At 68.6% G+C, this 25369-nt stretch carries 23 protein-coding genes; 13 read left to right on the forward strand and 10 right to left on the reverse strand.

Annotated elements, in window-relative coordinates:
- Nucleotides 1-7: 7 nt before the first annotated feature.
- The 6 genes from H6844_16995 (at nt 8) to mtgA (ending at nt 6858) form a co-directional block, all read left to right on the forward strand.
- Nucleotides 8-1126, forward strand: coding sequence for an HlyC/CorC family transporter (locus H6844_16995; GenBank protein MCB9931101.1), 1119 nt, complete (start codon nt 8-10; stop codon nt 1124-1126).
- A gap of 10 nt (nt 1127-1136) precedes the next feature.
- Nucleotides 1137-2702, forward strand: a complete 1566-nt coding sequence (gene lnt, locus H6844_17000; protein MCB9931102.1) for an apolipoprotein N-acyltransferase — start codon at nt 1137-1139, stop codon at nt 2700-2702.
- Nucleotides 2703-2914: 212 nt separating this feature from the next.
- On the forward strand, nt 2915-3760 hold the full coding sequence (locus H6844_17005) for a ribbon-helix-helix domain-containing protein (protein MCB9931103.1): 846 nt from the start codon (nt 2915-2917) through the stop codon (nt 3758-3760).
- A 70-nt stretch (nt 3761-3830) separates the two neighbouring features.
- Nucleotides 3831-4148 (forward strand): 50S ribosomal protein L28, encoded by a 318-nt coding sequence (rpmB, locus tag H6844_17010; protein MCB9931104.1) that lies wholly within the window; start codon nt 3831-3833, stop codon nt 4146-4148.
- Between the two features lie 267 nt (nt 4149-4415).
- On the forward strand, nt 4416-6101 hold the full coding sequence (locus H6844_17015; GenBank protein MCB9931105.1) for an acetolactate synthase: 1686 nt from the start codon (nt 4416-4418) through the stop codon (nt 6099-6101).
- 79 nt (nt 6102-6180) lie between these two features.
- Nucleotides 6181-6858 carry a monofunctional biosynthetic peptidoglycan transglycosylase gene (gene mtgA / locus H6844_17020; GenBank protein MCB9931106.1) on the forward strand — a complete coding sequence of 226 codons (678 nt, stop codon included), beginning with the start codon at nt 6181-6183 and terminating at the stop codon, nt 6856-6858.
- Nucleotides 6859-6882: 24 nt separating this feature from the next.
- Here the strand turns inward: mtgA and H6844_17025 are convergent, their stop codons facing one another.
- Nucleotides 6883-8370: a M81 family metallopeptidase gene (locus H6844_17025; GenBank protein ID MCB9931107.1), complete on the reverse strand. Its 1488-nt coding sequence runs from the start codon at nt 8368-8370 to the stop codon at nt 6883-6885.
- A gap of 397 nt (nt 8371-8767) precedes the next feature.
- Between H6844_17025 and H6844_17030 the strand changes: the two genes are divergently transcribed.
- The 3 genes from H6844_17030 to H6844_17040 all read left to right on the forward strand — a co-directional run bounded on the left by H6844_17030 (nt 8768) and on the right by H6844_17040 (nt 12572).
- On the forward strand, nt 8768-10150 hold the full coding sequence (locus H6844_17030; GenBank protein ID MCB9931108.1) for an aspartate aminotransferase family protein: 1383 nt from the start codon (nt 8768-8770) through the stop codon (nt 10148-10150).
- Nucleotides 10151-10394: 244 nt separating this feature from the next.
- On the forward strand, nt 10395-11207 hold the full coding sequence (locus H6844_17035; GenBank protein MCB9931109.1) for an enoyl-CoA hydratase/isomerase family protein: 813 nt from the start codon (nt 10395-10397) through the stop codon (nt 11205-11207).
- Between the two features lie 153 nt (nt 11208-11360).
- Nucleotides 11361-12572 (forward strand): CoA transferase, encoded by a 1212-nt coding sequence (locus H6844_17040; GenBank protein ID MCB9931110.1) that lies wholly within the window; start codon nt 11361-11363, stop codon nt 12570-12572.
- A gap of 255 nt (nt 12573-12827) precedes the next feature.
- Here H6844_17040 and H6844_17045 read toward each other — a convergent pair whose 3' ends face one another.
- The 3 genes from H6844_17045 to H6844_17055 all read right to left on the reverse strand — a co-directional run bounded on the left by H6844_17045 (nt 12828) and on the right by H6844_17055 (nt 15002).
- On the reverse strand, nt 12828-13271 hold the full coding sequence (locus tag H6844_17045) for an iron-sulfur cluster assembly scaffold protein (GenBank protein ID MCB9931111.1): 444 nt from the start codon (nt 13269-13271) through the stop codon (nt 12828-12830).
- Nucleotides 13272-13287: 16 nt separating this feature from the next.
- A complete protein-coding gene (locus H6844_17050) occupies nt 13288-13650 on the reverse strand; it encodes a SufE family protein (protein ID MCB9931112.1) in 363 nt (120 codons plus the stop codon).
- Nucleotides 13651-13865: 215 nt separating this feature from the next.
- Nucleotides 13866-15002 (reverse strand): GTP-binding protein, encoded by a 1137-nt coding sequence (locus H6844_17055; GenBank protein MCB9931113.1) that lies wholly within the window; start codon nt 15000-15002, stop codon nt 13866-13868.
- Nucleotides 15003-15098: 96 nt separating this feature from the next.
- On the opposite strand from H6844_17055, the gene hisI reads away from it, so the two are divergent.
- A complete protein-coding gene (gene hisI, locus H6844_17060) occupies nt 15099-15557 on the forward strand; it encodes a phosphoribosyl-AMP cyclohydrolase (protein ID MCB9931114.1) in 459 nt (152 codons plus the stop codon).
- A gap of 164 nt (nt 15558-15721) precedes the next feature.
- On the opposite strand, the gene H6844_17065 is transcribed toward hisI, so the two are convergent.
- The gene (locus H6844_17065; GenBank protein ID MCB9931115.1) at nt 15722-16180 is read right to left on the reverse strand and encodes a PAS domain-containing protein; all 459 of its coding nucleotides are present in this window, start codon (nt 16178-16180) and stop codon (nt 15722-15724) included.
- Between the two features lie 139 nt (nt 16181-16319).
- Nucleotides 16320-16790 (reverse strand): group III truncated hemoglobin, encoded by a 471-nt coding sequence (locus H6844_17070; protein MCB9931116.1) that lies wholly within the window; start codon nt 16788-16790, stop codon nt 16320-16322.
- Between the two features lie 203 nt (nt 16791-16993).
- On the opposite strand from H6844_17070, the gene H6844_17075 reads away from it, so the two are divergent.
- Nucleotides 16994-17797: an N-acyl homoserine lactonase family protein gene (locus H6844_17075; protein MCB9931117.1), complete on the forward strand. Its 804-nt coding sequence runs from the start codon at nt 16994-16996 to the stop codon at nt 17795-17797.
- Between the two features lie 181 nt (nt 17798-17978).
- On the opposite strand, the gene H6844_17080 is transcribed toward H6844_17075, so the two are convergent.
- Nucleotides 17979-18623: a methyltransferase gene (locus tag H6844_17080; GenBank protein MCB9931118.1), complete on the reverse strand. Its 645-nt coding sequence runs from the start codon at nt 18621-18623 to the stop codon at nt 17979-17981.
- 5 nt (nt 18624-18628) lie between these two features.
- Nucleotides 18629-19618 carry a 4-hydroxybenzoate octaprenyltransferase gene (locus tag H6844_17085; protein ID MCB9931119.1) on the reverse strand — a complete coding sequence of 330 codons (990 nt, stop codon included), beginning with the start codon at nt 19616-19618 and terminating at the stop codon, nt 18629-18631.
- 35 nt (nt 19619-19653) lie between these two features.
- Here H6844_17085 and H6844_17090 point away from each other — a divergent pair, with 35 nt between their 5' ends.
- Together H6844_17090 and H6844_17095 are read left to right on the forward strand one after the other, a co-directional pair.
- Nucleotides 19654-20445 carry a 16S rRNA (uracil(1498)-N(3))-methyltransferase gene (locus H6844_17090; GenBank protein MCB9931120.1) on the forward strand — a complete coding sequence of 264 codons (792 nt, stop codon included), beginning with the start codon at nt 19654-19656 and terminating at the stop codon, nt 20443-20445.
- 40 nt (nt 20446-20485) lie between these two features.
- Nucleotides 20486-21871 (forward strand): glutamate--cysteine ligase, encoded by a 1386-nt coding sequence (locus H6844_17095; protein ID MCB9931121.1) that lies wholly within the window; start codon nt 20486-20488, stop codon nt 21869-21871.
- Nucleotides 21872-22297: 426 nt separating this feature from the next.
- Here the strand turns inward: H6844_17095 and H6844_17100 are convergent, their stop codons facing one another.
- Together H6844_17100 and H6844_17105 are read right to left on the reverse strand one after the other, a co-directional pair.
- Nucleotides 22298-23665, reverse strand: coding sequence for a phenylacetate--CoA ligase family protein (locus H6844_17100; GenBank protein ID MCB9931122.1), 1368 nt, complete (start codon nt 23663-23665; stop codon nt 22298-22300).
- 29 nt (nt 23666-23694) lie between these two features.
- On the reverse strand, nt 23695-25071 hold the full coding sequence (locus H6844_17105) for an MmgE/PrpD family protein (GenBank protein ID MCB9931123.1): 1377 nt from the start codon (nt 25069-25071) through the stop codon (nt 23695-23697).
- Between the last annotated feature and the right edge of the window lie 298 nt (nt 25072-25369).

A 25369-nucleotide genomic window follows, 5' to 3' on the forward strand; every position in this document is an offset into this window, starting at 1 on the left:
AACGCCGATGACCGACGACCCTTCGCCTAGACGCACTCCGCCGGCCCCCGAGCCGCCGGCGGAGTCTCCTGCCGCCAACGCCTCCGCCGAGACGGCCCTTTCCCTGCACAACGGCTTTGCCGCCGACCAGGCCGACAGCCCCGCCACCGCGCCGAACGGGGCCAATGGCGGCGCCGGCGGCCATGGCAATGGCGGATCCGCCGCGGCGGCCAACGGCCACGCCAACGGCAATGGCCACACCCCGCCCCGCAGCGCCCGCCGCTCGGTCTGGCGCGATATCTGGCGCCTGTTGCGGCGCCAGCGCGGCGGCGAGTCCTCGCTGCGCGACGCGCTGGAGGAACTGGCCGAACGGCACGAGGAAGACAGCGAGCCGATCGACCCGACCGAGCACCTGATCCTCGAAAACACCCTGCGCCTGCGCGGCCAGACGGTGGAGGACGTGATGGTGCCCCGCGCCGACATCGCCGCCATCGAGGTGAACATGCCGCTTTTGGACGTGGTGCAGCGCATCGGCGAAACCCACCACTCGCGCATGCCGGTGTTCGAGGGCGACCTGGACCACACGATCGGCCTGATTCACGTCAAGGACGTGCTGCCCGCCGTTGCCGGCGACGGCGCGAGCGTGCCGCTGCGCACGCTGCTGCGCCCGGCGATGATCGTCGCCCCCTCCATGCGGGTGCTGGACCTGCTGCTGCGCATGCGCCTGGAGCGCACGCACATGGCGCTGGTGGTGGACGAATTCGGCGGCATTGACGGCCTCGTCACCATCGAGGACCTGGTCGAGCAGATCGTCGGCGAGATCGAGGACGAACACGACGTCGCCGAGGAAACCACGCTGGAGCGCCGTCCCGACGGCACCCTGATCGCCGACGCCCGCGTCTTTCTGGAGGATTTCGAGGCCGAGGTCGGCGAGGTCTTGAGCAACGAGGAACGGGACCATGTCGATACGCTGGGCGGCCTGGTGTTCAACCTGGTCGGCCGGGTGCCGGGCCGGGGCGAGATCGTCATCCACCCTTCCGGCATCGAGTTCGAGATTCTGGAGGGCGATCCGCGCCGGCTGAAACGGTTGCGCGTGCGCAACCTGCCGCCGCCGCCGGAACCGCCGCAAGCCGCCACCATGGCCTGACCCGACGCCCATGTCCGACCGGAACACGCTTGCGCGCGCCCTTTGGCGTCTGCCCCTGCCGCTGCGCATGGCCCTGCTGGTCGCCGGCGGCGCCGCCGCGGCCTGGGCCATGCCGCCGACCGCCGTGGCGCCGGCGCTGATCCTGCTCTATGCGCCATTGCTGCTGCTGCTCGCCGGCGCGCGCGGCCTCCGGGCCGGGTTCGCGCTGGCCTGGGCCGGCATGTTCGGCTTCCACCTGGTGGGCCTCTCCTGGGTCGGCGAGGCGTTTCTGGTCGAGGCCGACAAGTTCGGCTGGATGGAGCCGTTCGCGGTCGCCGGCCTCGCCGCCGGCCTCGCCCTGCTCGCCGGGCTGGCCGGCGCGGCCTTCGTCCGGCTGCGCTCCGGCCGAATCGGCGCCGACCTGGCCCTGTTCGCCGCCCTCTGGATGACGGCGGAATGGTTGCGCGGCCACATTCTGACCGGATTCCCATGGAACCTGCCGGTTCAGGCCTGGGACCGGGTTCCCGCGGTCCTGCAGGCCGACGCCTGGATCGGCCCCTATGCCCTGTCGCTGCTGACCGTGTTGCCGGCTGCGGCGCTGGCTGCGCTGGCGCTGGCGCCGCTCCGCCGGGCCGTGGCGGTGGTCGTCCTGGCGTCCCTGCCGCTGGCGCTGGCCGGGGCGGGCGGGGCCTGGCGGCTGGCCGAAGCGCCGGCGCACGTGCCGACCGTGCCGGGGGTCAAACTCCGCCTGGTGCAGCCCGACATTCCCCAGCGCGAGAAATGGCGCACCGACCTGCGCGCCGCCCATTTCCGCAAGCATTTGGCCCTCAGCGAGGGCGCCGCGGCGGCGGGCGTGACCCAGATCATCTGGCCGGAAGCCGCCACGCCCTTCCTGCTGCTGGAGACGCCGGACGCGCTTCGCGCCGCCGCCACCGTGGTGCCGCCGGGCGGGGCGCTGATCACCGGCACGCCGCGGCGGATCGATGCCACCCATTACGGCAACGCGGTCGTGGCGCTGGACGATCGGGGCAGGCCGGTCGCGGTCTATGACAAGCATCATCTGGTGCCGTTCGGCGAGTATGTGCCCCTGCGCGAATGGCTGCCGCTGGAGCGGCTCGCCCAGGGCCGCGGCGACTTCACCCCCGGCCCCGGCGCACAAACCTTGGTTGTGCCCGGCGCGCCGTCCCTGAGCCCTCTTGTCTGCTATGAGGCGATTTTTCCCGGCGCCGCGACGGACGCCTCGGACCGCCCCGGCTGGCTGCTGAACGTCACCAACGACGCCTGGTTCGGCGCCAGCGCCGGCCCGCACCAGCATCTGGCCATCGCCCGCCTGCGGGCCATCGAGGAAGGGCTGCCGATGGTGCGGGTCGCAAACACCGGAATCTCTGCGATTATCGACCCTTACGGCCGAATCCTCGCCCACCTGCCGCTGGATACGGAAGGGGTGATCGACGCCGCACTGCCCACGGCGATTGCACTACCATTGTACGCCGTCATCGGTGACGGCGGCGCCATCGTGCTGGCATTAGCCCTCGTATTGTATTGGTATTTTGCCGGCCGCAATGGCATACGGGCCTACGCTCCCGCCCCACAATAATTCCACTGTGTGCAAATTATGCTGGGAATTGTTGGGATTGCAGGGTATAAAACCATTCGTGGTATGTTCAAATACAACAGTATCGTAAATTGCCGCGGTGCGGTGAGGTCAACACCGTGCGGCATGGCACTGACAGGCGTAACGCAACCACCGGGCCTGATCGGCGCCACGATCAATGAAAACGAGGGAACATGATGAGTTCGGCGGAAAGAGTGGGACGTATCCCCCAACTCGACGACCACATGGATATTGCCAACCGTTTGGCAATGCGCAGCGTCACAATCAACGGTCGCCGCACCACCATGCGGCTGGAACCAAGCATGTGGAACGCACTGCGTCGGATCGCAGAGGAACATCGGCTGACGGTGAACCAGCTCTGCTCCAAGATCGACAATTCGCGCGGCGAGATGTCGATGACCGCAGCCGTGCGCTCGTATATCGTCTCGTATCTGCAACAAATGCCCACCACTGGCGGGCCGTCCGGCGAGGCGCAGTCGATCGATTCCATCCTGGAGCAACTGGGCCCGGCCTACGCCAAGGGCGAGTTGCTGCGCGTGCGGATCGAGCGCGGCGACGATGTCATGGTCAAGGTGGCCTTCCACACGGCCGTGCTGGAGCGCGGCGAAATCGGCCCGCTGGCCGAGTTGTATCGGGAATGGGCCCGCCGCCGCGATCAACTGCAATACCTGCCGCGGATCACCGAGCTGAGCGCGCGCCTGCTGCGCCGCGCCGCCCAGGAAACCATGCTGAGCGTGGTGGATCTGGCCGCCGGCGGCACCATCGCCCAGCCGCACCAGGACCCGGTCATGGCCTGGAACACGGGCGGCACCGGCCATCGGCCGCATCCGCTGCTGCGCGCGGCGTTCCAGCAGGACATGCTGGCCGTGGAGCAGCAGGGCGAAGCCATGTACCAGATCAACCAGATCAGTCTGGGCGGCACCGAACAGGTCTACAAGCGCCTGTTGCTGCCGCTGTCGGACGACGGGTCCGACGTGACTCGGGTGCTGGTGGCCGCCATGCCGCTGGATGAAGAGGTGGAGCCGGCAGCCGCCGGTTGACACCCGGCGCCTCTATTGTGTAGGAAGCGCGCTTCCATTGCCATTCAACCTCTAAAGGATCGGGCCGACCATGGCGCGCCGTTGCGATATTACCGGTAAAGGTGTGATGACGGGTAACAATGTCAGCCACGCCATGAACAAAACCCGCCGGCGTTTTCTGCCGAACGTCCAGAACACCCGCGTCATGAGCGACATTCTGGGCGAATGGGTGCGGCTGTGCGTCAGCACCCAGGGTCTGCGCACGATCGAACACAATGGCGGGCTCGACGCCTTCCTGCTGGGCACGCCCAACCGCAAACTGGCCCCCGAGGCCCGCAAGATCAAGCGGCGCATCGAACGGGCCCAGGCGAAGAAGGCCGGCGCGGCGCCGGCGGAAGCCTCGGCCTGATCCCGGGTTTGCGGGCGCTCGCCGCCCACGCGATACCACTCTGACCCCCTGGCGCTGGCGCCAGGGGGTCTTTTCGTTGTCTGCGGGTCAGCCTCTCCCGCGATCCGGCATACGGCTGCAAGGATTTGCTTGCGGCGGACGATGGTCTAGACTGCGGGCGATCGCCGTTCCGATCACGCCCAACGACCCTGTGCCCAACGCACCCGTGCCCAACGCGCCCTGGCCCGACCGCCATCCGGGAGCGCGGGTGGGGGAGAGACCGCGCCCATGTCCCAAACCGTCGCCCGGCTGCTCTGCGACAGCCTCGAAGCCCACGACGTCGACCAGGTCTATTGCGTCCCGGGCGAGAGCTATATCGGCCTGACCTCCACCATGGTGGAGCGCAACACGATCCGCGTCGTCGTCTGCCGGCACGAGGCCGGGGCCGGCTTCATGGCCGCGGCGGACGGCCGGCTGCGCAACCGCGCCGGCGTCGCCATGGTGAGCCGCGGCCCCGGCCTTGCCAACGGCCTGGTGGCGCTGCACTCCGCCTTTCACGACGCGACGCCGCTGGTCCTGCTGATCGGCCAGGTCGAGCGCAAGGATTTCGGCCGCCTGGCCTTGCAGGAGCAGGATTATTCCGTCCTGCTCGCCGACATCACCAAGCAGGTGATCCACGTGAACGAGCCGGAAACCGCCTCGGAGGCCATTGCCCGCGCCTTCCACACGGCGGAAAGCGGCACGCCCGGCCCGGTCGCCGTCATCCTGCCGGAAGACGTGTTCGACGAGGAGACCGACGCGCCGCTCGACCGGCCGCGCCCGCAGCTCCGCGCCGCCGCCCGCGGCGAAGACCTGGACCGGCTCGCCGCCATGCTCGCCGCCGCCGAACGGCCGCTGGTGCTGGTGGGCGGCGCCCTGCTGGCCGACGCCGTCGCCGAGCCACAGGCGCTCGCCGACCTGAACCGCCTCGCGGAGACATGGGTGCTGCCGGTCAGCCCCACCCACCGCCGGCCGCACCTGTTCGACGCCCGCCACCCGAACTATGGCGGCTATATGGGCATTCGCGTGCCGCCGGCCCTGATCGGCGAGATGAAAAAGGCGGACCTGATGCTCTGCCTCGGCGAACGCATGACCGACACGGTCAGCCAGTCCTACACCTTTCCCGCCGCGCCGCAGCCGCAACTGCCCTTCGTCCATGTCTGGCCGGATGCGAACGAGATCGGCCGGGTCTGGAACCCGGACCTGGGCATCCCCGCCAGCCCGCATGAGGTCGTCAAGGCGCTGCTGCAACGGGGCGCCCCCGCCGACGCCGCCAAGCGCAGCGACTGGGTTGCGGGCCTCAACAAAATCCACAACGACCTGCTCGCCAAGGAGTGGGAGCCGACCGCCGACGGCGTCAACTTCGCCGCCGTGGTCTGCGAGGTGGACAAGCACCTGGCGGACGACGCCACCGTCACCTCCGACGCCGGCAATTTCGGCAGCTTCGTCCACCGCTATATCGGCTTCCGCCAGAGCCAGGTGTTCCTGTCCTCCATCGTCGGCGCCATGGGCTCCGGCATGCCGATGGCGGTGGCGGCGGCGCTGCGCCGGCCGGGGACGCAGGTGGTCTGCTTCATCGGCGACGGCGGCACGCTGATGATGGGCAACGAGCTGGCGACGGCGCTGCAATACGGCGCCGCGCCGATCATGATCATCTCCGACAATTCCATGTACGGCACCATCGGCATGCACTCCTATGTGCGCTATCCCGAGCGCGCCTTCCTGGACGGCACCCGCCTCACCAACCCGGATTTCGCGGCCTGGGCCCGCACCTTCGGCGCCGAGGGCATCACCATCGCGGCCGAGGACGAGGTGGCCGACGGCATCGCCCGCGCCTTTGCGGTAAAGACCCGGCCCGTGGTGGTGCATTGCAAGACCTCCGCCCTGCAAATGAGCGCCTGGCGCCGCTACACCCGCGCGGACGCGCTGCCCTAGGCGTGGCGGTTCCGCTCCCCGACCGACCGGTCGGCGCAGGCCGGCCCCGCCCCCGACAAGCGACGGGGCACCGGCCGTGGTGAGGCGATTGCTGCGGCATGGGCTGGCCCTGGCGCTGGTGCTGCTGGTGGCGCTGCCGCTGGCGCTCACCCTGGTCTATCGCTTCGTGCCGCCGCCGGCGACGCCGCTGATGCTGCTGCGCCGGGCCGAGGGCGCGTCGCTCAGCTATGTCTGGGCGCCGCTCGACGCCATCGCTCCCGGCCTGCCGCAGGCGGCCATCGCCGCCGAGGACAACCGCTTCTGCGCCCATTTCGGCCTGGACCTGGACGCGATCCGGACCGCCTGGGAGGACCATCTGGACGGCGCCCCGTTGCGCGGCGCCAGCACCATCACCCAGCAGACCGCCAAAAACCTGTTCCTCTGGCCCGGCCGCGACTGGCTGCGCAAGGGGCTGGAGGCCTATCTGGCGCTGATGCTGGAGGCGCTCTGGCCGAAGCAGCGCATTCTGGAAGTCTATCTGAACGTGGCCGAATTCGACGACGGGGTTTACGGCGCGGAGGCCGCGGCGCGGCACTATTTCGGCACGTCCGCGGCCCGGCTCAGCCCGCGCGAGGCGGCATTGCTCGCCGCCATCCTGCCGAACCCGCGCGACCGCTCCGCCGCGCACCCGTCCCCGGCGGTGGCGCACAAGGCCGCGGTGGTGCAGCAGCGCATCCGCCAGCTCGGCCCGCTGCTGGATTGCGCCAGGCCGGGCTGAGCCGAACGGCGGGGACGCCGCCCCCTACATTTCGTCCAGCGGATAGATCGGGCGGCGGACATTCTTGAAGGTCAGCTGGCCATAGTCGCTGGTGCAGACGCCCGTGCCGGCGCATTCGATCACGTCCTTGGCCATCGCCTCGAAGCCGGCGCGGAAGTGGACCCGGCTTTTCAGCATCAGGAACCGCTTTCGCGTCGGGTCGATGCCCAGCGCGCGGAAGGCCTGTTCGTCGTTCGGCTCGTTCTGGCGGCTGATCACGACGATCTCGACCTTGCCAGTGTCCAGCACCACCGTCGGCCCCTGGTCGAACAACACCCCGGTCGAAGCCGGCCCCTGGTTGCGGTAGCGGCCGTCGTGGATCAGCTTGACCCGGCCCGTTACCTCGCGTGGCTGGCCCTGGAGCCCCAGCGACGGCATCGACATCTTGCCGCCGAGGCTCACCGTCACCTCGTTGCCGACGCCGGCGGCGATCATCTCGGCGACCGCGCGCGGGTCGCAGATGGCATAGGCCGCGACATTCTCCAGCCCCGCATCCAGGATCGCGCCCAGCACCGTCATCGTGTCCATGGTGCCGCCGGACGCCGCGTTGTCGTAATGGTCCAGCAGCACCACCGGCCCCTCTTCGACTGCCGCCGCCCGGGCAAGCGAGCGCTCCAGCGGCTCGATCCGGTAGACCCAGTCGGCGCGGTGTTTCCAGGCGAAATCCAGCAGTTCCTGCGTGTAGCGTTCCGCCTTCTCCGGGTTGTTGTCGGTCACCACCACGGCGGAGAGGCCGGCCTGGCTGATATCCGCGTGCGGGAAGCCGACAAAGAGCGTGGCGGCCAGCACGTCCGGCTCCTGTTCCATTGCGCGGGTGCGGGCCTGCAGGTCCTTGTTCGGGAAGCGGCCGGTGCCCTGGCACATCACGTGCGGCAGCATCGGCCGCTGGCCCCAGGCCATGGTGGGCGTCGCCTCGCCCCGCAGCATGGCGAACAGCGGCCGGCCGGCGCGCATGGCGGTGTCGTAATTGTCGATGTGCGGATAGGTCTGAAAGCCCGCCAGCACCGAGCAGTTCTCGACCATGGCCGGGTAGAGATTGGTGTGCATGTCGAGCGCCACGGCGATCGGCAGGTCCGGCGCGATGCCGCGCAGGCGAGCCAGCAGCGCGCCCTCGCCATCCTCCAGGTCGTCGGTGACCATGGCGCCGTGCAGGTCGAGCAGGCAGGCGTCGCAGCCTTGGGCGACCGCCTCGCAGATGGCGTCGCACATGGCCTCATAGGCCGCGGTCTCGACCGGGCCGGAGGGGCGGGCGCTGGCGGCAATCGGCGTCACGATCTCCGCCCCGGCCTCTCGCGCCAGGTCGAGAAAGGCGGCGACGCCCGAGTTGGTGCCCTGGAACGCCCGCACCACCTCGTCATTGCGGAACGGCTCCGCCTGCCCCGAGGCAAACCGCCCGAGCGGCGTCGGTACCGGCGAAAACGTGTTGGTCTCGTGCTTCATCATGGCAACGACAACGCGGAGGGGTTTCGGCATGGCGGCGGGGCTTTCGGGTGAGCGGGAAATGTTTAGCGGCTGGTGGTAGCGTGCCGTGGCGAGCGAGTGAGGGCAAGGGGCTGGCTGTTGCCAGACGCCCCAAATCCGAGACCTATGGAACCTTCAATTCCGGAATAGCGGTTCATTAAAATTCTTGCGAATTCTCAGGGAGCAAGTCCGCGAATTGGAGGTTCCCGAGAGGTCCAGCCAAATCCTGCGGCCGCGATGAACGTCTATGATCCGATAGCCATAGATGTGGGACGAAACGGAATCGCAGCCTCCCCACTCCCGCCTATCCCCCTCCCGCGAAAGGGGCTACAATTCGGCGGCTTACAAGCATACGTGTTTCAGCACCGGGACGCGCGCCCTCCAGCCCTTGCCACCGACGGAGCCCCCCATGAATTTCATGCCCAATTCCCCCACCGCCCGGGACATCAAATACCACATCCACCCGCACACCAATTTCCGCCAGCACGAAGAGACCGGCTCGCTGGTGCTGACCCGGGGCGAGGGCGTCTATGTCTATGATGATGAGGGCAAAAAATATCTGGAGGCCATGGCCGGCCTCTGGTGCGCCTCGCTGGGCTTCTCCGAGAAGCGCCTGGCCGAGGCCGCCTACAAGCAGATGCTGGAACTGCCCTACTACCACACCTTCAGCTACAAGACCCACACGCCCATCGTCGACCTGGCCGAACGGCTGGTGGAGTTGGCGCCGCAGACGGTCTCGAAGGTGATTTTCCAGTCGTCGGGCTCGGAGGCGAACGACACCGCGGTCAAGCTGGTGCACTATTACAACAATTCGGTGGGCCGGCCGCAGAAGAAGAAGATCATCTCGCGCCTGAAGGCCTATCACGGCACCACGCGCACGGCGGCCTCGCTGACCGGCCTGCCGAACATGCACAAATTCTTCGACCTGCCGCTCGCGGGCATCCTCCACACCGACACGCCGCACCACTACCGCAATGCGGCCGACGGCGAGAGCGAGGAGGATTTCGCGACGCGGCTGGCCGCCAGCCTGGAAAAAATGATCGTCGACGAGGGGCCGGACACGGTCGCCGCTTTCATCGCCGAGCCGGTGATGGGCGCCGGCGGCGTGATCGTGCCGCCGCGCACCTATTTCGAGAAAATGCAGGCGGTGCTGAAAAAATACGACGTCCTGATGATCGCCGACGAGGTGATCTGCGGCTTCGGGCGCACCGGCAATATGTGGGGCTCGGAGACCTTCAACATCCAGCCGGATATCCTGGTCTGCGCCAAGGCGCTGTCGTCGTCCTACCTGCCGATTTCGGCGGTGCTCGTCTCCGACCAGGTCTATCAGGGCATCGCAGAGGGCACCGCGGACGGCGGCCCGCCCTTCGGCCACGGCTACACCTATGGCGGCCACCCGGTCTCCGCCGCCGTCGCGGTCGAGACCCTGAAAATCTATGACGAGATCGACATGATCGGCCATGTGAAGGCGATCTCGCCGCTGATGCAGGACGGGCTCGGCCAGTTCCGCGACCACCCGCTGGTGGGCGAGGTGCGCGGTGTCGGCCTCGTGGCCGCCATCGAGGTGGTCGAGGACAAGGCCAGCAAGAAGGCCTTCGACCCGGCCCGCAAGGTGGGGCCCTATATCGACAATCTCGCCCGCGAGAACGGCATGATCGTGCGCGCCATGGGGGACAGCATCGGCTTCACCCCGCCGCTGATCATGAAGCCCGCCGAGATCAAGCAGATGGTCGAGATCATGGGCCAGACCCTGGACCAGACCTGGGCCGCGATCCAGGCCGGCAAGCTCTAGCCGCCTCCATACCCCGGACGGTGCAAAGCGCCGATCCGGGGCCTGTACCCCGGAGGTGGCGAAGCCGCCATCCGGGGCCGGTCTCGTCCTTCGAACACCGGCGCTGCCCGTGTTCGCGACAGCGAGCGATCCCGGCACGCGCCTTCGGCTCGGCCGGGACACAGCGGCTACCGTCTGGCGCTCCCCGGCAGAACCGGTAGAGTGACGGGAAACACCGCACGCTCACCTGCCCGAGGGGACTTCCATGGCCGTCGTCGAAACCGAACAACATGGCGAAATCTTCGTCATCCGCATGAACCGTCCGGACGCGCTGAACGCGCTCAACAACGAGTTGCGCGGCCAGCTCTCCGAAGCCTGGAACCATTTCGAGGACGCAAAGGACCTGGAGGTCGCCATCTTCACCGGCAGCGGCCGCGGCTTCTGCGCCGGCGAAGACATGAAGGAGGCGCTGCAGGCCGGCAAGCCCGGCTTCTCCAAGCCCACGGCCAAGCCCGACCCCTTCATGCGCGAGACGCTGACCAAGCCGGTGATCGGCGCCATCAACGGCTATGCCATGGGCGGCGGCTTCATGCTGGTGGAGCGGACCGACTTGCGCGTCGCCGTCCGCGGCACCCTCTTCGAGATGAGCGAGGCCAAGCGCTGGATGCTGGGCGGCTGGAATCACGGCCATGTGGCAAACCTGCCCTTCCCCATCGCCACCGAAATGGCCTTCGCCTTCCGCATCACCTCCGAGCGCATGTACGAGCTGGGCTTCCTCAACCGCCTGGTCGAGCCGGACCAGTTGATGCCGGAAGCCATGAAAATGGCCGAGCACCTGCTGACCCTGCCGCCGGCGGCGCGCGTCAACACCCTGCACATGATGAAGACCGTGCGCCCGAACCCGGCCGCGCCCTATCACAAGCTCGCCAAGGCGCTGCACGAGCACGGCGCCCTCAGCGACCGCATGGAGAGCCGCGCCGCCTTTGCCGAAAAGCGCAAGCCGGTCTGGAAGGGCTGGGAGAAGCCGGAAGACCGCTACAACCTGCCGACGCTGGAAAGCGTGACGGCGGCGGAATAGCAACGCGCATCGTCCATTTCGCTTCATCCTGAGTAGCGCCGGCTGAAAGCCGGTGCGTATCGAAGGATCGGCAGCGGGCACGCAAACGACCCTTCGATACGCCGCTTCGCGCCTACTCAGGGTGAAGCCCCAACATTCCGGAGCCCCCCGACCATGACCACCCATCCAGGCCCTCTCGCTGGCATTCGCGTGCTCGACATGACCGAGCACATGGCCGGCCCGTTCGGCACCCTGATCTTCGCAGACATGGGCGCCGAAGTGATCAAGGTGGAACGCCCAGGCCGCGGCGACTCCACCCGCGGCATGGGCGACCAGTCCGAACGCAACCCGTTCTTCCGCTACATCAACCGCAACAAGAAAAGCGTCACGCTCAACTACAAGGAGCCCGAGGGCAAGGCCCTGTTCCTGGACCTGGTCAAGACCGTCGACATCCTCTGGGAGAACTACCGCCCGGGGGTAATGCCGCGGGCCGGTCTCGGTTACGAGGACCTGAAAAAGGTCAATCCGCGCCTGATCTACTGCCAGTCCTCCGGCCTCGGCTATGACGGCCCGCTGGCGCACCGCGGCGGCTTCGACCTGATCGCCCAGGGCATGGGCGGCATCATGCACGTGACCGGCGAGCCGGACGGCCCGCCCACCAGCGTCGGCCTGCCGATCACCGACCTCGGCACCGGCATGTTCTCGGCCCACGGCGTGCTGGCGGCGCTCTACCAGCGCGAAAAGACCGGCGAGGGCTGCCTGATCGAGACCTCGCTGTTGGAGACCGCCATCGGCCTCTCGTCCTGGACCAGCGCCGGCTATCTGGCCGACCCGGAGAAAAAGGAGCCGACGCGCCAGGGCTCGCGCCACCGCCAGAACGCGCCCTACCAGCGCTTCGAGACCGCCGACGGCTATATCATGATCGGCGCCGGCAACCAGAAGATCTGGGCCCGCGCGGCCGCGGCGCTGGGCCATCCGGAATGGGTGGACGACCCACGCTGGCCCTCGTCGGCCATGAGGGTCAAGAACCGCGCAGCGCTGGAGGCGGCGATCACGGCGGTGCTGAAGACCAACACCACCGACCACTGGGTCAGCGTGATGGAAGAGGCCGGCGTGCCCAGCGGCCCGGTCTACAATTACGCCGACATGTTCGCCGACCCGCAGGTGCAGCACCGCGGCATGGTGGTGACCGCCCATGACGACGAACTGGGCGAGGTGCCGCATATCCGCTCGCCGATCCGGATGACCGGCACGGAGAGCGGCGGCGGCGGCGTCGCCGTGCGCACCGTCGCACCGAAACTCGGCGCCCACAATGCGGAGGTCTATGGCAGCATCGGCGTCAGCGAGGCCGACCTCGCCGCGCTCAAGGCCAAGGGCATCGTCTGATCCGGGCGGCCGGCGGGGCGGCGGTGGGACGCCGCCACCATCGGCCGCCGTTCATTTCCCACCGCCCCATGCTTCATCCCGAGTAGCCGCGGACGCAGTCCGGGGCGTATCGAGGGACGCGGGTGCCCTCGTCCCTCGATACGGGCCTCCGGCCCTACTCGGGATGAAGCACAGAGGGATGAAGCACAGAGGGATGAAGCACAGAGGGATGACGCAAAGGGGGCATGAAACGGCTTGGGCCATCGGCCCCGCCGCTCACGCCGCGCCGATCGTCTTCAGCGCCTTTTCCACGGCGTCGAAGCTCAGCAGCACGCTGCCATGGCGGCTCTTGAACTCCCGCACCGGCGTCAGGACTTCCAGGTCGTCCCAGACATCGGCCGGCAGCGGCTCGCCCTCTTTCAGCATGGCGCGCATGGCGGCACCGGCATGCTTCAGCTCCGCCACCGACGCTCCCACCACGTGCCGCGCCATGATCGAGGCCGCGGCCTGGCCCAGCGTGCAGGCGCGAACCACGTGGCGGTAGTCGGTCACGACCCCGTCCTGCACCTTCAGGTCGACCGTGATGCGCGAGCCGCAGAGCGGGCTGCGCACGCTGGCGCTGGCGTCGGCATCGTCCAGCCGGCCCTGCAGCGGGATATCGTCCGCCAGTTCCATGATGCGGGCATTGTAAAGAGCCTTGATCTTGGCGGCTTCGCTCATGGTGGTGTGGGTCTCGTCAGGCGGCGGCCGCGGCGGCTTTCGCCTCGGCGAAGATGCGGGTGACCATGGCATGCAGGCCATTGTTGCGGGTGGGCGAGAGGTGCTCGTCCAGGCCGATGGCGGCAATGAAGTCCGGCCTAGTCGCCAGGATTTCCTTGGGCGTGCGCTCGGAATAGATGCGCAGCAGGATGGCGATCAGGCCGCTGACAATGTGCGCGTCGCTGGTCGCGAGAAAGCGCAGGCGCCCGTCGCCCATGGGCTCGGCCACGAACCAGACCTGGCTCTGGCAGCCACGCACCTTGTAGGCGTCGGTCTGCTTGTCCGCCGGAAACTCCGGCAGGTTGCGCCCCAGGTCGATGATGTAGCGGTACCGGTCCATCCAGTCGTCGAAGAAGGCGAATTCCTCGATCAGCTCGTCCTGGACCTCTTGAATGCTGGGCAATGGAGGTTCCTTGTCTTTGACTGTCCGCCGCCTCTGTCTTTTCACCCCGAGTAGGGCCGAAGGTCCGTATCGGGGGCCGCGCTCCCTCGATACGCCGGCTAATGCCGGCTACTCGGGATGAAACCAATGGGCTCTTTTCCGTTACCGGTCCTCTAAACGAAATTCACGCGCCGGCGCTCCGGCCCGGTGAAGCTGTTCAGCAACTGCTCCAAAAATTCCTTCTCCACGTCGCGGGTGATGAACACCAGTCGGGTGCGGTGGTCGTCGGACGGCCATTTCTCCAGCATCACCGGCGGGTGGAACACGTGCTGGACGCCGTGCACCACCACCGGGCCGTCGAAATCCTTCACGTTGACGATGCCCTTGACCCGCAGCAGGTCCGGCCCTTTCAGCATCATCGCCATGTTGATCCATTCCTCGAACGCATGCGCCTCGATCGGCTCGTCGAGGGTCAGGCAATAGGCGCGGATCGACTCGTCGTGGCGGTTGACGTCGTGGTGGTGGTCGCCGTGCCCATGCTCCTCATGCCCGTGGTCATGCTCATCGTGATCGTGCCCATGGTGATGGTGCCCGTGCTCCGCCTCCTCGCGCGCGGCGATCTCCTCGGCCTGGAGCCATTTTTCGACGTCGGCGATCTTGTTCTTCGGGTCGAACAGGCCGGCGTCGAACAGCAGCGCCGCCGCGATCCGTCCGTTCTCGGCCTCGTGGATCGGCGCGCCGGGGTTGAGGGTCTTGAGCCGCTCCTTCAGCGCCGCAACCGTGGCCGCGTCGGCCAGGTCCGCCTTGGTCAGCACCAGGCGATCGGCGACGGCCGCCTGCTTCACGCTTTCGAACTGGCTGTCCAGCGTGGCGGACCCGTTCACCGCGTCCACCGTGGTGATGACGCCGTCCATGCGATAGCGCCCGCTGACATAGGGGTCGGCCATCAGCGTGTGCAGGATCGGCGCCGGGTCGGCCAGGCCGGTGGTCTCGATCACCACCCGGTGGAAAGGCGGGATCTTGCCCTGCTCCGCCGCCAGCGCCTGTTTCATCAGGGTTTCCTGAAGGTCGTTGCGCACCGTGCAGCACAGGCAGCCGGCATTGATCAGCACCATTTCGTCCGAGACCTCCTCGACCAGCAGGTGGTCGAGGCCGATCTCGCCGAACTCGTTGACGATCACCAGCGTGCCGGCCATGTCCGGCTGCTTCACCAGTTGGTTCAGCAGCGTGGTCTTGCCGCTGCCGAGAAAGCCGGTGAGGATCGAGACCGGCAGGCGCTGGTTGGGGTCGCGTGTGTCCCAGGATTCCATTGGGGTCGTGCTTCTCTGTGGGGCTTGACAGGCTCTCTATAGTATAGGCACGAGCAGAACGCATCCCAACACCGGAACCGGCAGCGGATTTTTCCCATGACCGAACACTCTTTTGCGCCGCGCGAAACCAAAGCCGCGGTGGAGGAAGGCACCGGCTTCGCGCCGAAATTCGACGCGGCCGGCCTGATCCCCTGCGTCACCACCGACGCCGCCACCGGCGAACTGCTGATGTTCGCCTATATGAACGCCGAGGCGCTGGCCCAAACCATCCGCCTCGGCGAGGCGGTGTATTGGAGCCGGTCGCGCGGCGAACTCTGGCACAAGGGCGCGACCAGCGGCCATGTGCAGAAAGTGGTCGAACTCCGGGTCGACTGCGACCAGGATTGCCTCTGGCTGCGGGTCGACCCCCAGGGCAAGGCCGCCTGCCATGTCGGCTATCGCTCCTGCTTCTACCGCTCGGTGCCGCTCGGCGGCAGCGGCCAGCCCCTGGCCTTCGAGGAGACCGAAAAGCTGTTCGACCCGGCCGAGGTGTACGGCACCGGCAAGACCGCCTAGAGCGGGTTCTTTTCCCGCTGGCACACCCCCATCTCCCCTGTCCTCGCGGAAGCGGGGACCCATGCCTGAGAGACCCATACAGAGTCCGTGTCCTGTGAGAAGCTCTCAGGCATGGGCTCCCGCTTGTGCGGGAGATGGGGCAGGAAAGCAGTGCCGAAAGCGACCTAGCCCGCGGCCCGCGCCGCCTTGCGCAGGCGCTTCAACTCGTCGAAGGTCGCGGTGGCGTCGCGCAGCAGGGCGACCACGCCCCAGACGCGCCCGTCCTCGCCTTTCACGGCGGCGATGGTGAACTGGATCGAGAGCTTGTCGCCCGCCTTGTTCATCGCCGGCACCGACAGGATCTCGTCGGGCTCGTGGCTGGACTGGCCGGTTTCCATCGTCTTGCGATAGCCCTGCCAGTGGCGCTCGCGCAGGCGCTCCGGAATGATGATGTCCAGCGACCGGCCCAGGGCCTCCGCTTCCGTGAAGCCGAAAATGCGGGTGGCACCGGCGTTCCAGAACTGGATCGTGCCGTCGGCGTCGGAATAGATCACCGCGTCCGGCAGATCGTCCATCAGCGCCATTCCCAGGCGCAGCAACAGGCTGGCGGACGCGGTCGAGGCGGTGGGCGGCGGGGCGTTCATGGCGGCGGTTCCTTCGCGGGGCGTGTCGGCCGGCGCCAGGCCCATATAGACCGGGTCGACCTCGTGCATGAAACAGGGCGGCGAGGCGAACTCGCCGGGGGCGTTCGGGTCTTTGTCGTTGGTCATGGTCCGGCCTCCTTCACCGGGCCGGGACGGGCGCATGCACGTCCGGGCGGTTCAGCCGCTCGCCCGGCGCGAGCCTCAGTCCGTTGCTGACGGCGATGCCCAGTTCCAAACTGGCGGCGATGCGCCGGGCGCGGTCGACGAAATGGGCCGCGGCCACCGGCGGGCACTCCGCCATCGCCGTCGCCTCGAACAGGGCGAGCCAGCGGTCGAAATGCACGCCGTCCACCGGCAGCGGCGCATGCTTGACCATCGGCTGGCCGTGATACGCCCCCGTCATCAGCACGACCGAGGACCAGAAGGCGCACATGCGCCCCAGATGGACGTCCCAGTCGCCGATGCGCGCCTCGAACACGGGGCCCAGCAACGGGTCGCGCCGCACCTGGGCATAAAAGGCATGCACCAGCCGCTGGATCATCGCCGCGTCGATTCCGGTCCGCTCGGCGATCTCCGCGGCAATGACGGACCGGCGTTCGTTCGGGCTCATCGGCCGACCTCGCTTTATTCGGTATCCTATATACCAATTTAATCCATCCCCCGCGCCGCCGCAATGGCCGTTCGGGATTGTCGCACGGTCGGCCGCGATTGCCCACGCCTTGCACGCGCGGGCGGTCTGGCCGATAGTGCCCGGCCAACCGCGCCCACCCCCGAACCAGTGCGCCGAACGACCGTTTCCGAGGACCCCGCCCCATGGCCACGCCCACCTGGAATCTCTACGCCTTTTGCTATGGCCGCCACGAAAACCGGCTGATGAGCGACACCTTCATCGGCGGCAATCCGAACGAAATCTGCCGCGGCCTCGACTATTTCATGTGGGCGGTGGTGAACGGCGACCGGGCCATCGTCATCGACACCGGCATGACCCAGGACAAGGTTCAGAGCATGAACCGCACCTGGCTCGCCGATCCGGTCGACCTGCTGGGCAAGGTCGGCATCGACGCAGAACAGGTGGACGAGGTCATCCTCACCCACGCCCATTTCGACCATGTCGGCAACCTGCACCGCTTCCCCAAGGCCACCTTCACCATCCAGGACCTGGAGATGCAGTCCATCACCGGCCGCGACATGACCCACCCCTTCTTCCGCACCGCCTACCACCAGGACGACGTGGAGGAGTTGGTCGGCCTGCTCTACGACAACCGGCTGAAATTCATCCATGGCGACGGCAGCTATGCGCCGGGCCTGGACTATCACCTGATCGGCGGCCATTCCCGCGGCCAGATGGGGTTGACGGTCAACACCGAGCGCGGGCCGGTGTTCCTGGCCAGCGACGCCATCCACCTGTTCAAGGAGGTCGACGAGGAACTGCCCTTCATCGTCTTCTACGACATGGCCGAGATGCTGGAGGGCTACCGCACCTGCGCCAGGCTGGCCGGCGACCGCGCCTTCCTGGTGCCGGGCCACGACCCGCTCGTCACCGACGTCTATCCCGCCGCCAGGCCCGGCCTGGAGGGCCTGGTGCTCGACCTGGGGCAAGCGCCGAAGGCGGCCTAGCCTCCTCCCCCGCTCCGGTTTTCCCTGCGCAGCCTGCCACTCCCGGTGCGATGCTCCCCGGGCAAGGCGGAGCCGCGACCCGGGGTCGGTGTCATCCTTCGAACACCGCCGCTGCCGGTGTTCGCACGCCGCAACCGGTCCCGGATGCCCGCTCCGCAGGCTCCGGGATTCAAGTGCCCTCTCAAAGCCCGATCATGCGCCAGACGCTGGCCTCGGTGATCGCGTTGGCCTCGATCTCGCGGGAGGTCTCGACCGTGTAGGTCGCCACCTGGCGGATGCCCCGGCGCGGCAGGAACTGCCGGCCCGGGTCGCCGAACAGCACCGGCGCGGCCGCCTCGCGCAGATGATCGGCGAGGTCGGCCGACTCGCCGCGCGTGTAGCAGACATCGCCGACCAGGATCAGGTCGAACGGCGCGAAGTCATAGGTGATGGCGTCCGCCGTCTCGCAGGAAATGCGCTCCGCAACCCCATTCAGTTCTGCGTTGAGCCGGCAGACCGTCCCGGCCACCGGGTCGATGTCCAGCGCGGTCACATGCTCCGCCCCCGCCAGCGCCGCAGCGATGGAGACGATGCCGCCGCCGCTGCCGATATCGACCAGCCGCAGGCCCCGCACCGCCTCCGGATCGTCGAGGATATACCGTGCCAGCGCCTGCCCGCCGACCCAGGCAAAGGCCCAGAACGGCGCGTTAATGTTGATCTGGTTCAGATAGGATTCGGTGGCGTGCCAGAGCGGCGTCAGTTCGGTGGCAAGGTGCAGCCGGATTTCCGGCACCAGCTTCGGCGCGGTGACGGTCGTGTTGGCGCGAATGAAGTCGTCCAGGTCCAAGGGCGTCAGAGTCCACCAAAGAGGAGTGCAGCGGTCACGATCAGGCCGGCGTCGCGATTGGCCTTGAACTTGGCGAGACAGTCGTCCGGGTCGTCCAGGCGCAACGCCACCACCTGCCAGCCGAAATGGGCGGCCAGCAGCGCGAGGCCGATCCAGAAGCCGACGCCCAGCCCCGCAAGCCCGCCGGCGGCGGCGATCAGCAGCGTCGCGGCGCCATAGAACGCCACCAGCCAGGGCCGGGTGCGGGCGCCGAACAACAGGGCCGTGCTCTTCACGCCGATCAGCGCGTCGTCTTCCTTGTCCTGGTGGGCGTAGATCGTGTCATAGCCCAGCGTCCAGGCCAGCCCGGCGGCATAGAGCAGAGCGGCCGACAGGGTCAGGCCCGCGGTCAGCGCGGCGAAGCCCACCAGCACGCCCCAGTTGAAGGCCAGGCCCAGCACCGCCTGCGGCCAGTGGGTCACGCGCTTGGCGAAGGGATAGGCCGCCACCACCGGCAGCGAGCAGAACCCGATCAGGATCGCCACCGGGTTCAGCACGAACAGCACCACGGCGCCGACGGCCAGTTGCAGCGCCAGGAACATCCAGGCCCGGCTGACGCTCACCTCGCCCGCCGGGATCGGCCGCAGCGCCGTCCGCGCGACCCGGCCGTCGAAATCCCGGTCGACGATGTCGTTGTAGGTGCAGCCGGCGCCGCGCATGGCCAGCGCCCCCAGGGCGAACCACAGGCCATAGCCGATGGCCGCCCAGACGCTCGCACCAACCCCGCTCCCACCGGCCCCGCTCGCGCCGCCCCCACTCGCGCCGGCCCCGCTCACCGCCAGCCCCAGCCCCCACCAGCAGGGCAGCAGCAGCAGCCAGGTGCCGATGGGCCGGTCCAGCCGCGCCAGCCGCGCATACGGGTGCAGGGCGGCCGGCAACAACCGCTCGGCCACGCTGCGGCGAATGTCGGTCGCTTTGTGCGGATCGCGGGAAAGACTGGTGCGCGCAGATGTCATTTCGGGCCAGGGGCAAATCGGGTCATAGTTCGACCATGTCAGGCGACGATCATACTCCGATTTCCAGCGCGCCGCGCCTGTTCGTGGACGCGACCCTTGCGCCCGGTGCCGCCGTGGCGCTGGGGCCGGAGCAGACCCATTATCTGCTGCGGGTGATGCGCCGCGGCCCCGGCGCCGAGGTGCTGCTGTTCAACGGCCGCGACGGGCTCTGGCGGGCGCGGGTCGCCGGCGACGACCGCCGCCGCGCGACGCTGCAACTGGCAGAGCGATTGCGGCCGCAACCGGCCGCCGACGGCCCCTGGCTCGCCTTCGGCGTGCCGAAACGCCCGGCGCTGGAGTGGATATTGCAAAAGGGCACCGAGCTGGGCGCGACAAAATTCCTGCCGGTCGCCAGCGCCCGCGCCATGGCCGAGCGCCTGAACCCGGACCGCCTGGCCCGCATCGTCATCGAGGCCGCCGAACAGTGCGAGCGCCTCGACCTGCCGACCATCGAACCCGTGCAGCGCCTGGGCGATCTGCTGGCCGCCTGGCCGCCGGACCGTACCCTGCTCTGGTGCGACGAGCAGGGCGGCGGCGTGCCCATCGCCGATGCCCTCGACGGCCTCTACGGGCCGGACGAGACCGCCCCACCCCGTCCCTGGGGATTGATGATCGGGCCGGAAGGGGGTTTTGCGTCGGGCGAACTTGACGGGCTCGGCGAAGTCTCCTTTGTTAGCCGGGTGGCCCTGGGGCCGCGCGTTCTGCGGGCGGAAACCGCCGCCATCGCCGCCCTGGCCATCGGCCAGGCGCTGGCCGGTGACGGCGACCGTCCCGTGCGCGCAACCTGACGGGCTTCTCTTTACCCCCTGGTGCTGTAAGGCAGCGTGCATGGCAGGACATTCGGACAGCGCCCCCATCGAAAGCAAGGATGAGCTGGTCGCCTATTTCGCGGCGGGCAACAAGCCGCCCGAAGACTGGCGCATCGGCACCGAACACGAAAAGCTGGTGTTCCGCCTGAAGGACCTGACCCGTCCCGGCTATGAGGGCCCGGACGGCATCGGCGCGCTGCTGCGCGGCCTGGCCGAGCGCTATGCCTGGGAGCCGATCAAGGAAAACGGCAACACCATCGCGCTGACCGACCATGCCGGCGGCTCGATCACGCTGGAGCCCGGCGGCCAGTTCGAGCTTTCCGGCGCGCCGCTGGAGACGATCCACGAGACCTGCCGCGAGGTGCACACCCATCTGGACCAGGTGCGCACGGTCTGCAACGACCTGGGCCTGGGCATGGTCGGCATCGGCTTCGACCCGAAATGGCGGCGCGAGGACATCCAGTGGATGCCCAAGGGCCGCTATCGCATCATGCGCAACTACATGCCCAAGGTCGGCACGCTCGGGCTCGACATGATGCTGCGCACCTGCACGGTGCAGGTCAATCTCGACTACGGCTCCGAAGCGGACATGGTGCAGAAATTCCGCGTCAGCCTGGCCCTGCAGCCGCTGGCCACCGCGCTGTTCGCCAACTCGCCCTTCAAGGAGGGCCGGCCGAACGGCTACATGTCCTATCGCAGCCATGTCTGGACCGACACCGACCCGGATCGCAGCGGCATGCTGGATTTCGTGTTCGAGGACGGGTTCGGCTTCGAGCGCTACACCGACTATATCCTCGACGTGCCGATGTATTTCGTCCACCGGGGCCAGGACTATGTCGACCTCGCCGGCCGCTCCTTCCGCCAGTTCCTGGCCGGCGAGCTGGAAGCGGAGGACCAGGGCCATGTCATCCGCAAGGGCGACCGGCCGTCGATGGAGGACTGGGCCGACCACGTCACCACCGCCTTTCCGGAAGTGCGGATGAAGCGCTATCTGGAGTTGCGCGGCACCGACGGCGGCCCCTGGCGCCGGCTCTGCGCCCTGCCGGCGCTCTGGGTCGGCCTGCTCTATGACCAGAGCGCGCTCGACGCCGCCTGGGACCTGGTCAAGGACTGGACGGCGGAGGAGCGCAACCGGCTGCGCGACGAGGCGCCGCGCCTGGGCCTGGCGACGCCGTTCCGCGGCCGCACCCTGGCCGACCTGGGCGGCGAGGTGATGAAAATCGCCCGCTCCGGCCTGCAGGCGCGCGCCCGGCTCGACGGCGCCGGCAACAACGAGACCGGCTTCCTGGACGTGCTGGACGAGATCGTCGCCACCCGCGAATCCCCCGCCGCCGCCAAGCTCCGCGCCTATCACGAGCGCTGGAACGAAAGCGTCGACCCCCTGTTCACGGAATACGCCTACTAATCCCGTTCCCCGGAGGTGGCGGAGCCGCCATCCGGGGCCGGTGTCATCGTGCGAACACCGCCGCGGTTGGTGTTCGCATCCGCCGGCCGGTCCCGGCTCAAGGCCGGGACACACCAAAAGGGCCTGTGCGGCGTGGTCACAGACCCCTCTCTCTTCTTCGCGACACTCTCCCGGCGCCCCTCCCCTCTCATCCCGGGCAGGCGCGCCAGCGCCCTATCGAGGGACGCCTCAACTCCGCGCCGCCTCCTCGATACGCGCCTGCGGCGCTACTCGGGATGAAGCAAAACCAGGGCAGAAGCCCCGCGACCCAACCCCAGCGCCCGCAACCCGGCCCCTGAGGCCTCCATCTCTCCCAGCCCCGCTTCATCCTCTCCCAGCCCGGCTTCATCCCGAGCAGGCGCGCCAGCGCCGTATCGAGGGACGCCGCTACCCGCGCTCGTCCACCAACCGGATCGGCTTCTGCCGGTGCTCGATCTCCGTCAGCGGTGCGGTCGCGCCCGGCGCCACCAACTCCACCGCCACCTCGACCCCCAGCCGCTCGCGCAGCAGGCCGCGGAGCCGGGCGTCCAGGCCGGCGCCGGCGCCCCGCACCTCCACCAGCACGGTCAGTTCCTCGCGCGCGCCGTCGCGTGTCCAGCGGCAGACATATTCGCCGGTGGCCTCGGCCACGCCTTCCAGATGGGCGCCGATGGCGGTCGGATAGACGTTGATGCCGCGCAGCTTCACCATGTTGTCGCTGCGGCCCTGGAAGCCGGCCATGCGCCGGAAATTGATGTCGCCCGCCGGCGGCAGCAGCGTCGTCACGTCCTGGGTGTCGAAGCGGATGATCGGGTAGACGCCGTCCTTGAACAGCACCGTGGTGCAGAGATTGCCCGGCGTCCCGTCCGCCACCGGTGCCCGCGTCTCCGGGTCCAGCGCTTCGACCAGATGCGCGTCCTCCCAGAGGTGCAGCCCGTCATGGGCCGGTCCTTCGGCCGCGATGATGCCGGTGTCGCCGACGCCGTACCAGTCGAAGCACTCGGCCCCGCCCCAGAGCGCCGACAGCGCCGCCCGGTCCTCGTTGCCCAGATGGCCGGCGATCAGGCGCACGCCCAGGTCCGTCGCCGGGTCCAGCCCCTGCTCCCGCGCCACCTCTGCCAGGCGCTTGATGTAGTCGACAAAGCCCACCAGCACCGTCGCGCCGAAGCGTTGCATCAGGTGCAGTTGCTGCACGCTCGGCAGGTCGCGGCCGGTGCCGGCGGGCAGGAACAGCGCGCTGGTGAAATGGGTCACCGCCTCACGCACATAATGGCCGCCATTGACCATGCCGAAGCCATAGACCGAGTGCACCACATCCTGGTCGCCCAGCCCCTGCAACCGATAGGCCCGTGCCAGCAGCAGATTCTGCATCTCCCGGTCCCTCGGCCCGAAGAACAGGGGTTGCGGCACGCCGGTGGTGCCGCTGGTGGTGTGGAAAAAGCTCTGCGGGTTGTTGTGGTCCAGGCCGTGATAGTCGCCCCAGGGCGGCAGCGCCTCGATCGAGGCCATCAGGTCGGCCTTGGAGAAGGGCGGGATTTTCGGCAGGTCTTCCAGGGTTTGGATGTCGAACGGCGACAGCCCGGCTTCGCGCCAGCGGCGCTCGTAGAAGGGCACGCTCCAGGCCCGCGCCACCACGCGCTGGAAGCGCCGCTCCTGCACAGCGCGCAGTTCGTCCGCCGACCATTGGGCGGGTCCGGCGAGGAAGGCGTCGCCGATGGGATAGTCCGCCAGCGCCTGCCGTGGGTCGAACCCGGCCCAGTAGGCCGGCAATGCCACCTCCGGTTCGGGCGGGATGTCGGTGACGGTCATGGCCTCTCTCCGTGGATGAGGGCGAGCAGCGGCTGGGTGCTCGGCTGACGGTCCAGATCATCCAACAGGGCGATCAGCGCTGCAATCGCCTCGTCCGCCAGCGGCCGCGCCGCCGCCCGCGCATTGGTGCGGAACTTGGCCAGATGCGCCGCGCGCGTCATCGGGTTGGCCGGGTTGCCATAGATCGCCGTCAGCGTGCGCGCATGCTCGCTGCCGTCGGTCCGCCGCACGGTCACCGTGACGGGGCTGAGCGCGTTCGGGTCCGGATTCGCATCCGCGGCGATGCTCACGCGCCGGGCGAGGTCCAGCCGGTCCGCGTCCGCCAACGCCGCCGGCGCGAAGTCGGCAATGCCAAGCCCGCCGCCCATCAGCGCGCTCGCCACCGCATATTGGCCACAGAGCCGGGCATAGCCGACGGCCATGTCGTCCTTCACCGGCCGGCCGATCAGCCGGTGGGTGAGCGGCGGCACGGCGGCGGTGACCGCGGTGACGTCAGCAGCGGCAAAGCCCAGCTCCCGCTGCAATTGCAGCGCCGCGTCCACCAGCCCGTGCGTCGCCCGGCCGGAGGGGAAGGGCTTGTGCGCCACCTCCGCGATGCGCCAGGTGCGGCCCAGGCTCTCCAGCACCGGCGCCAGGTCGTACGCGCCCTCGAACAGCGGGAAATAGCCGAACGGCCCTTCCAGCACATTCTGCGGCCCAGCAATGCCCGCCGCGGCCATGTCGCAGGCGGTGATGGCGTTGCGGGCGTTGAAGCCCACCTGCATCGCCAGCACCGGCGAGCCCTCGGTGTGCGCCTGCATGGTGCCGCCCATCTGGCTGTAGGCGATGCCGGCGGCATCGGTCAGGCCCTGCGCGTCGAAGCTCATCAGCCGCCCCACCGCCAGGGTCGCGCCGAAGCCGCCGGCGGTGGCCGGCCGGAAAAAGCGCAGGCCCGCCTTGCTGGCGACGCCGATGCCCGCCGCCACGTCGACGCCCAGCGCGATGGCTGCCAGCAGCTCCCGGCCGCTGGCCTGGCCGCCCGAGCGGTCGAGCTGGGCCAGGATCGCGCCCAGCATCACCGCCATCGGATGCACCACCGCGGCCTCGTGCACGCAGTCGAACTCGGAATTGTGGATCTGGTAGGCGTTGCAGAACGCCGCCCCCGGCGCCGGCACGGGCCGCGCCTGCTGCCCCAGCACCCTGGCAGAGCCGACCGCGGCCGCCTCGCCGCCGTTCAGCGCCACCAACTCCGCCGCATAGGGACCGACGCTGCCGACGAGGCCGACTCCCAGGCTGTCCAGCAGAAAGGTCTTGGCCGCCGCCACCGCCGCCGGCGACAGCGCCTCGAACGGGGTATCGGCGACGTGCGCGGCGAAACGGGCGATGCCGTCCATGGGGCGGGTCCTCAATTGGCGCTGAATGGCGTGCCCGGAACCCTACAGCATCCGGACTCGCCCGCGAAACCATCCTCGCACGATGCCGGGCGACCGGCGCCTCACCCCCGCCCTTTCATCCCGAGTAGGCGCAATGCGCCGTATCGAGGAACGTCCCGCCATGTCGCCGCGAAACCTCCCTCGATACGGCGCATTGCGCCTACTCGGGATGAAGCAAGAGGGGATGGCCGGCAGAGGCGGCAAAGGAAAAGCGTGCGCACCGGCCTCCGATCCGTGGCCCCGCGCAATCCTCGCTTCA

This window comes from Alphaproteobacteria bacterium, assembly GCA_020638555.1.
GTDB lineage: Bacteria > Pseudomonadota > Alphaproteobacteria > Bin95 > Bin95 > JACKII01.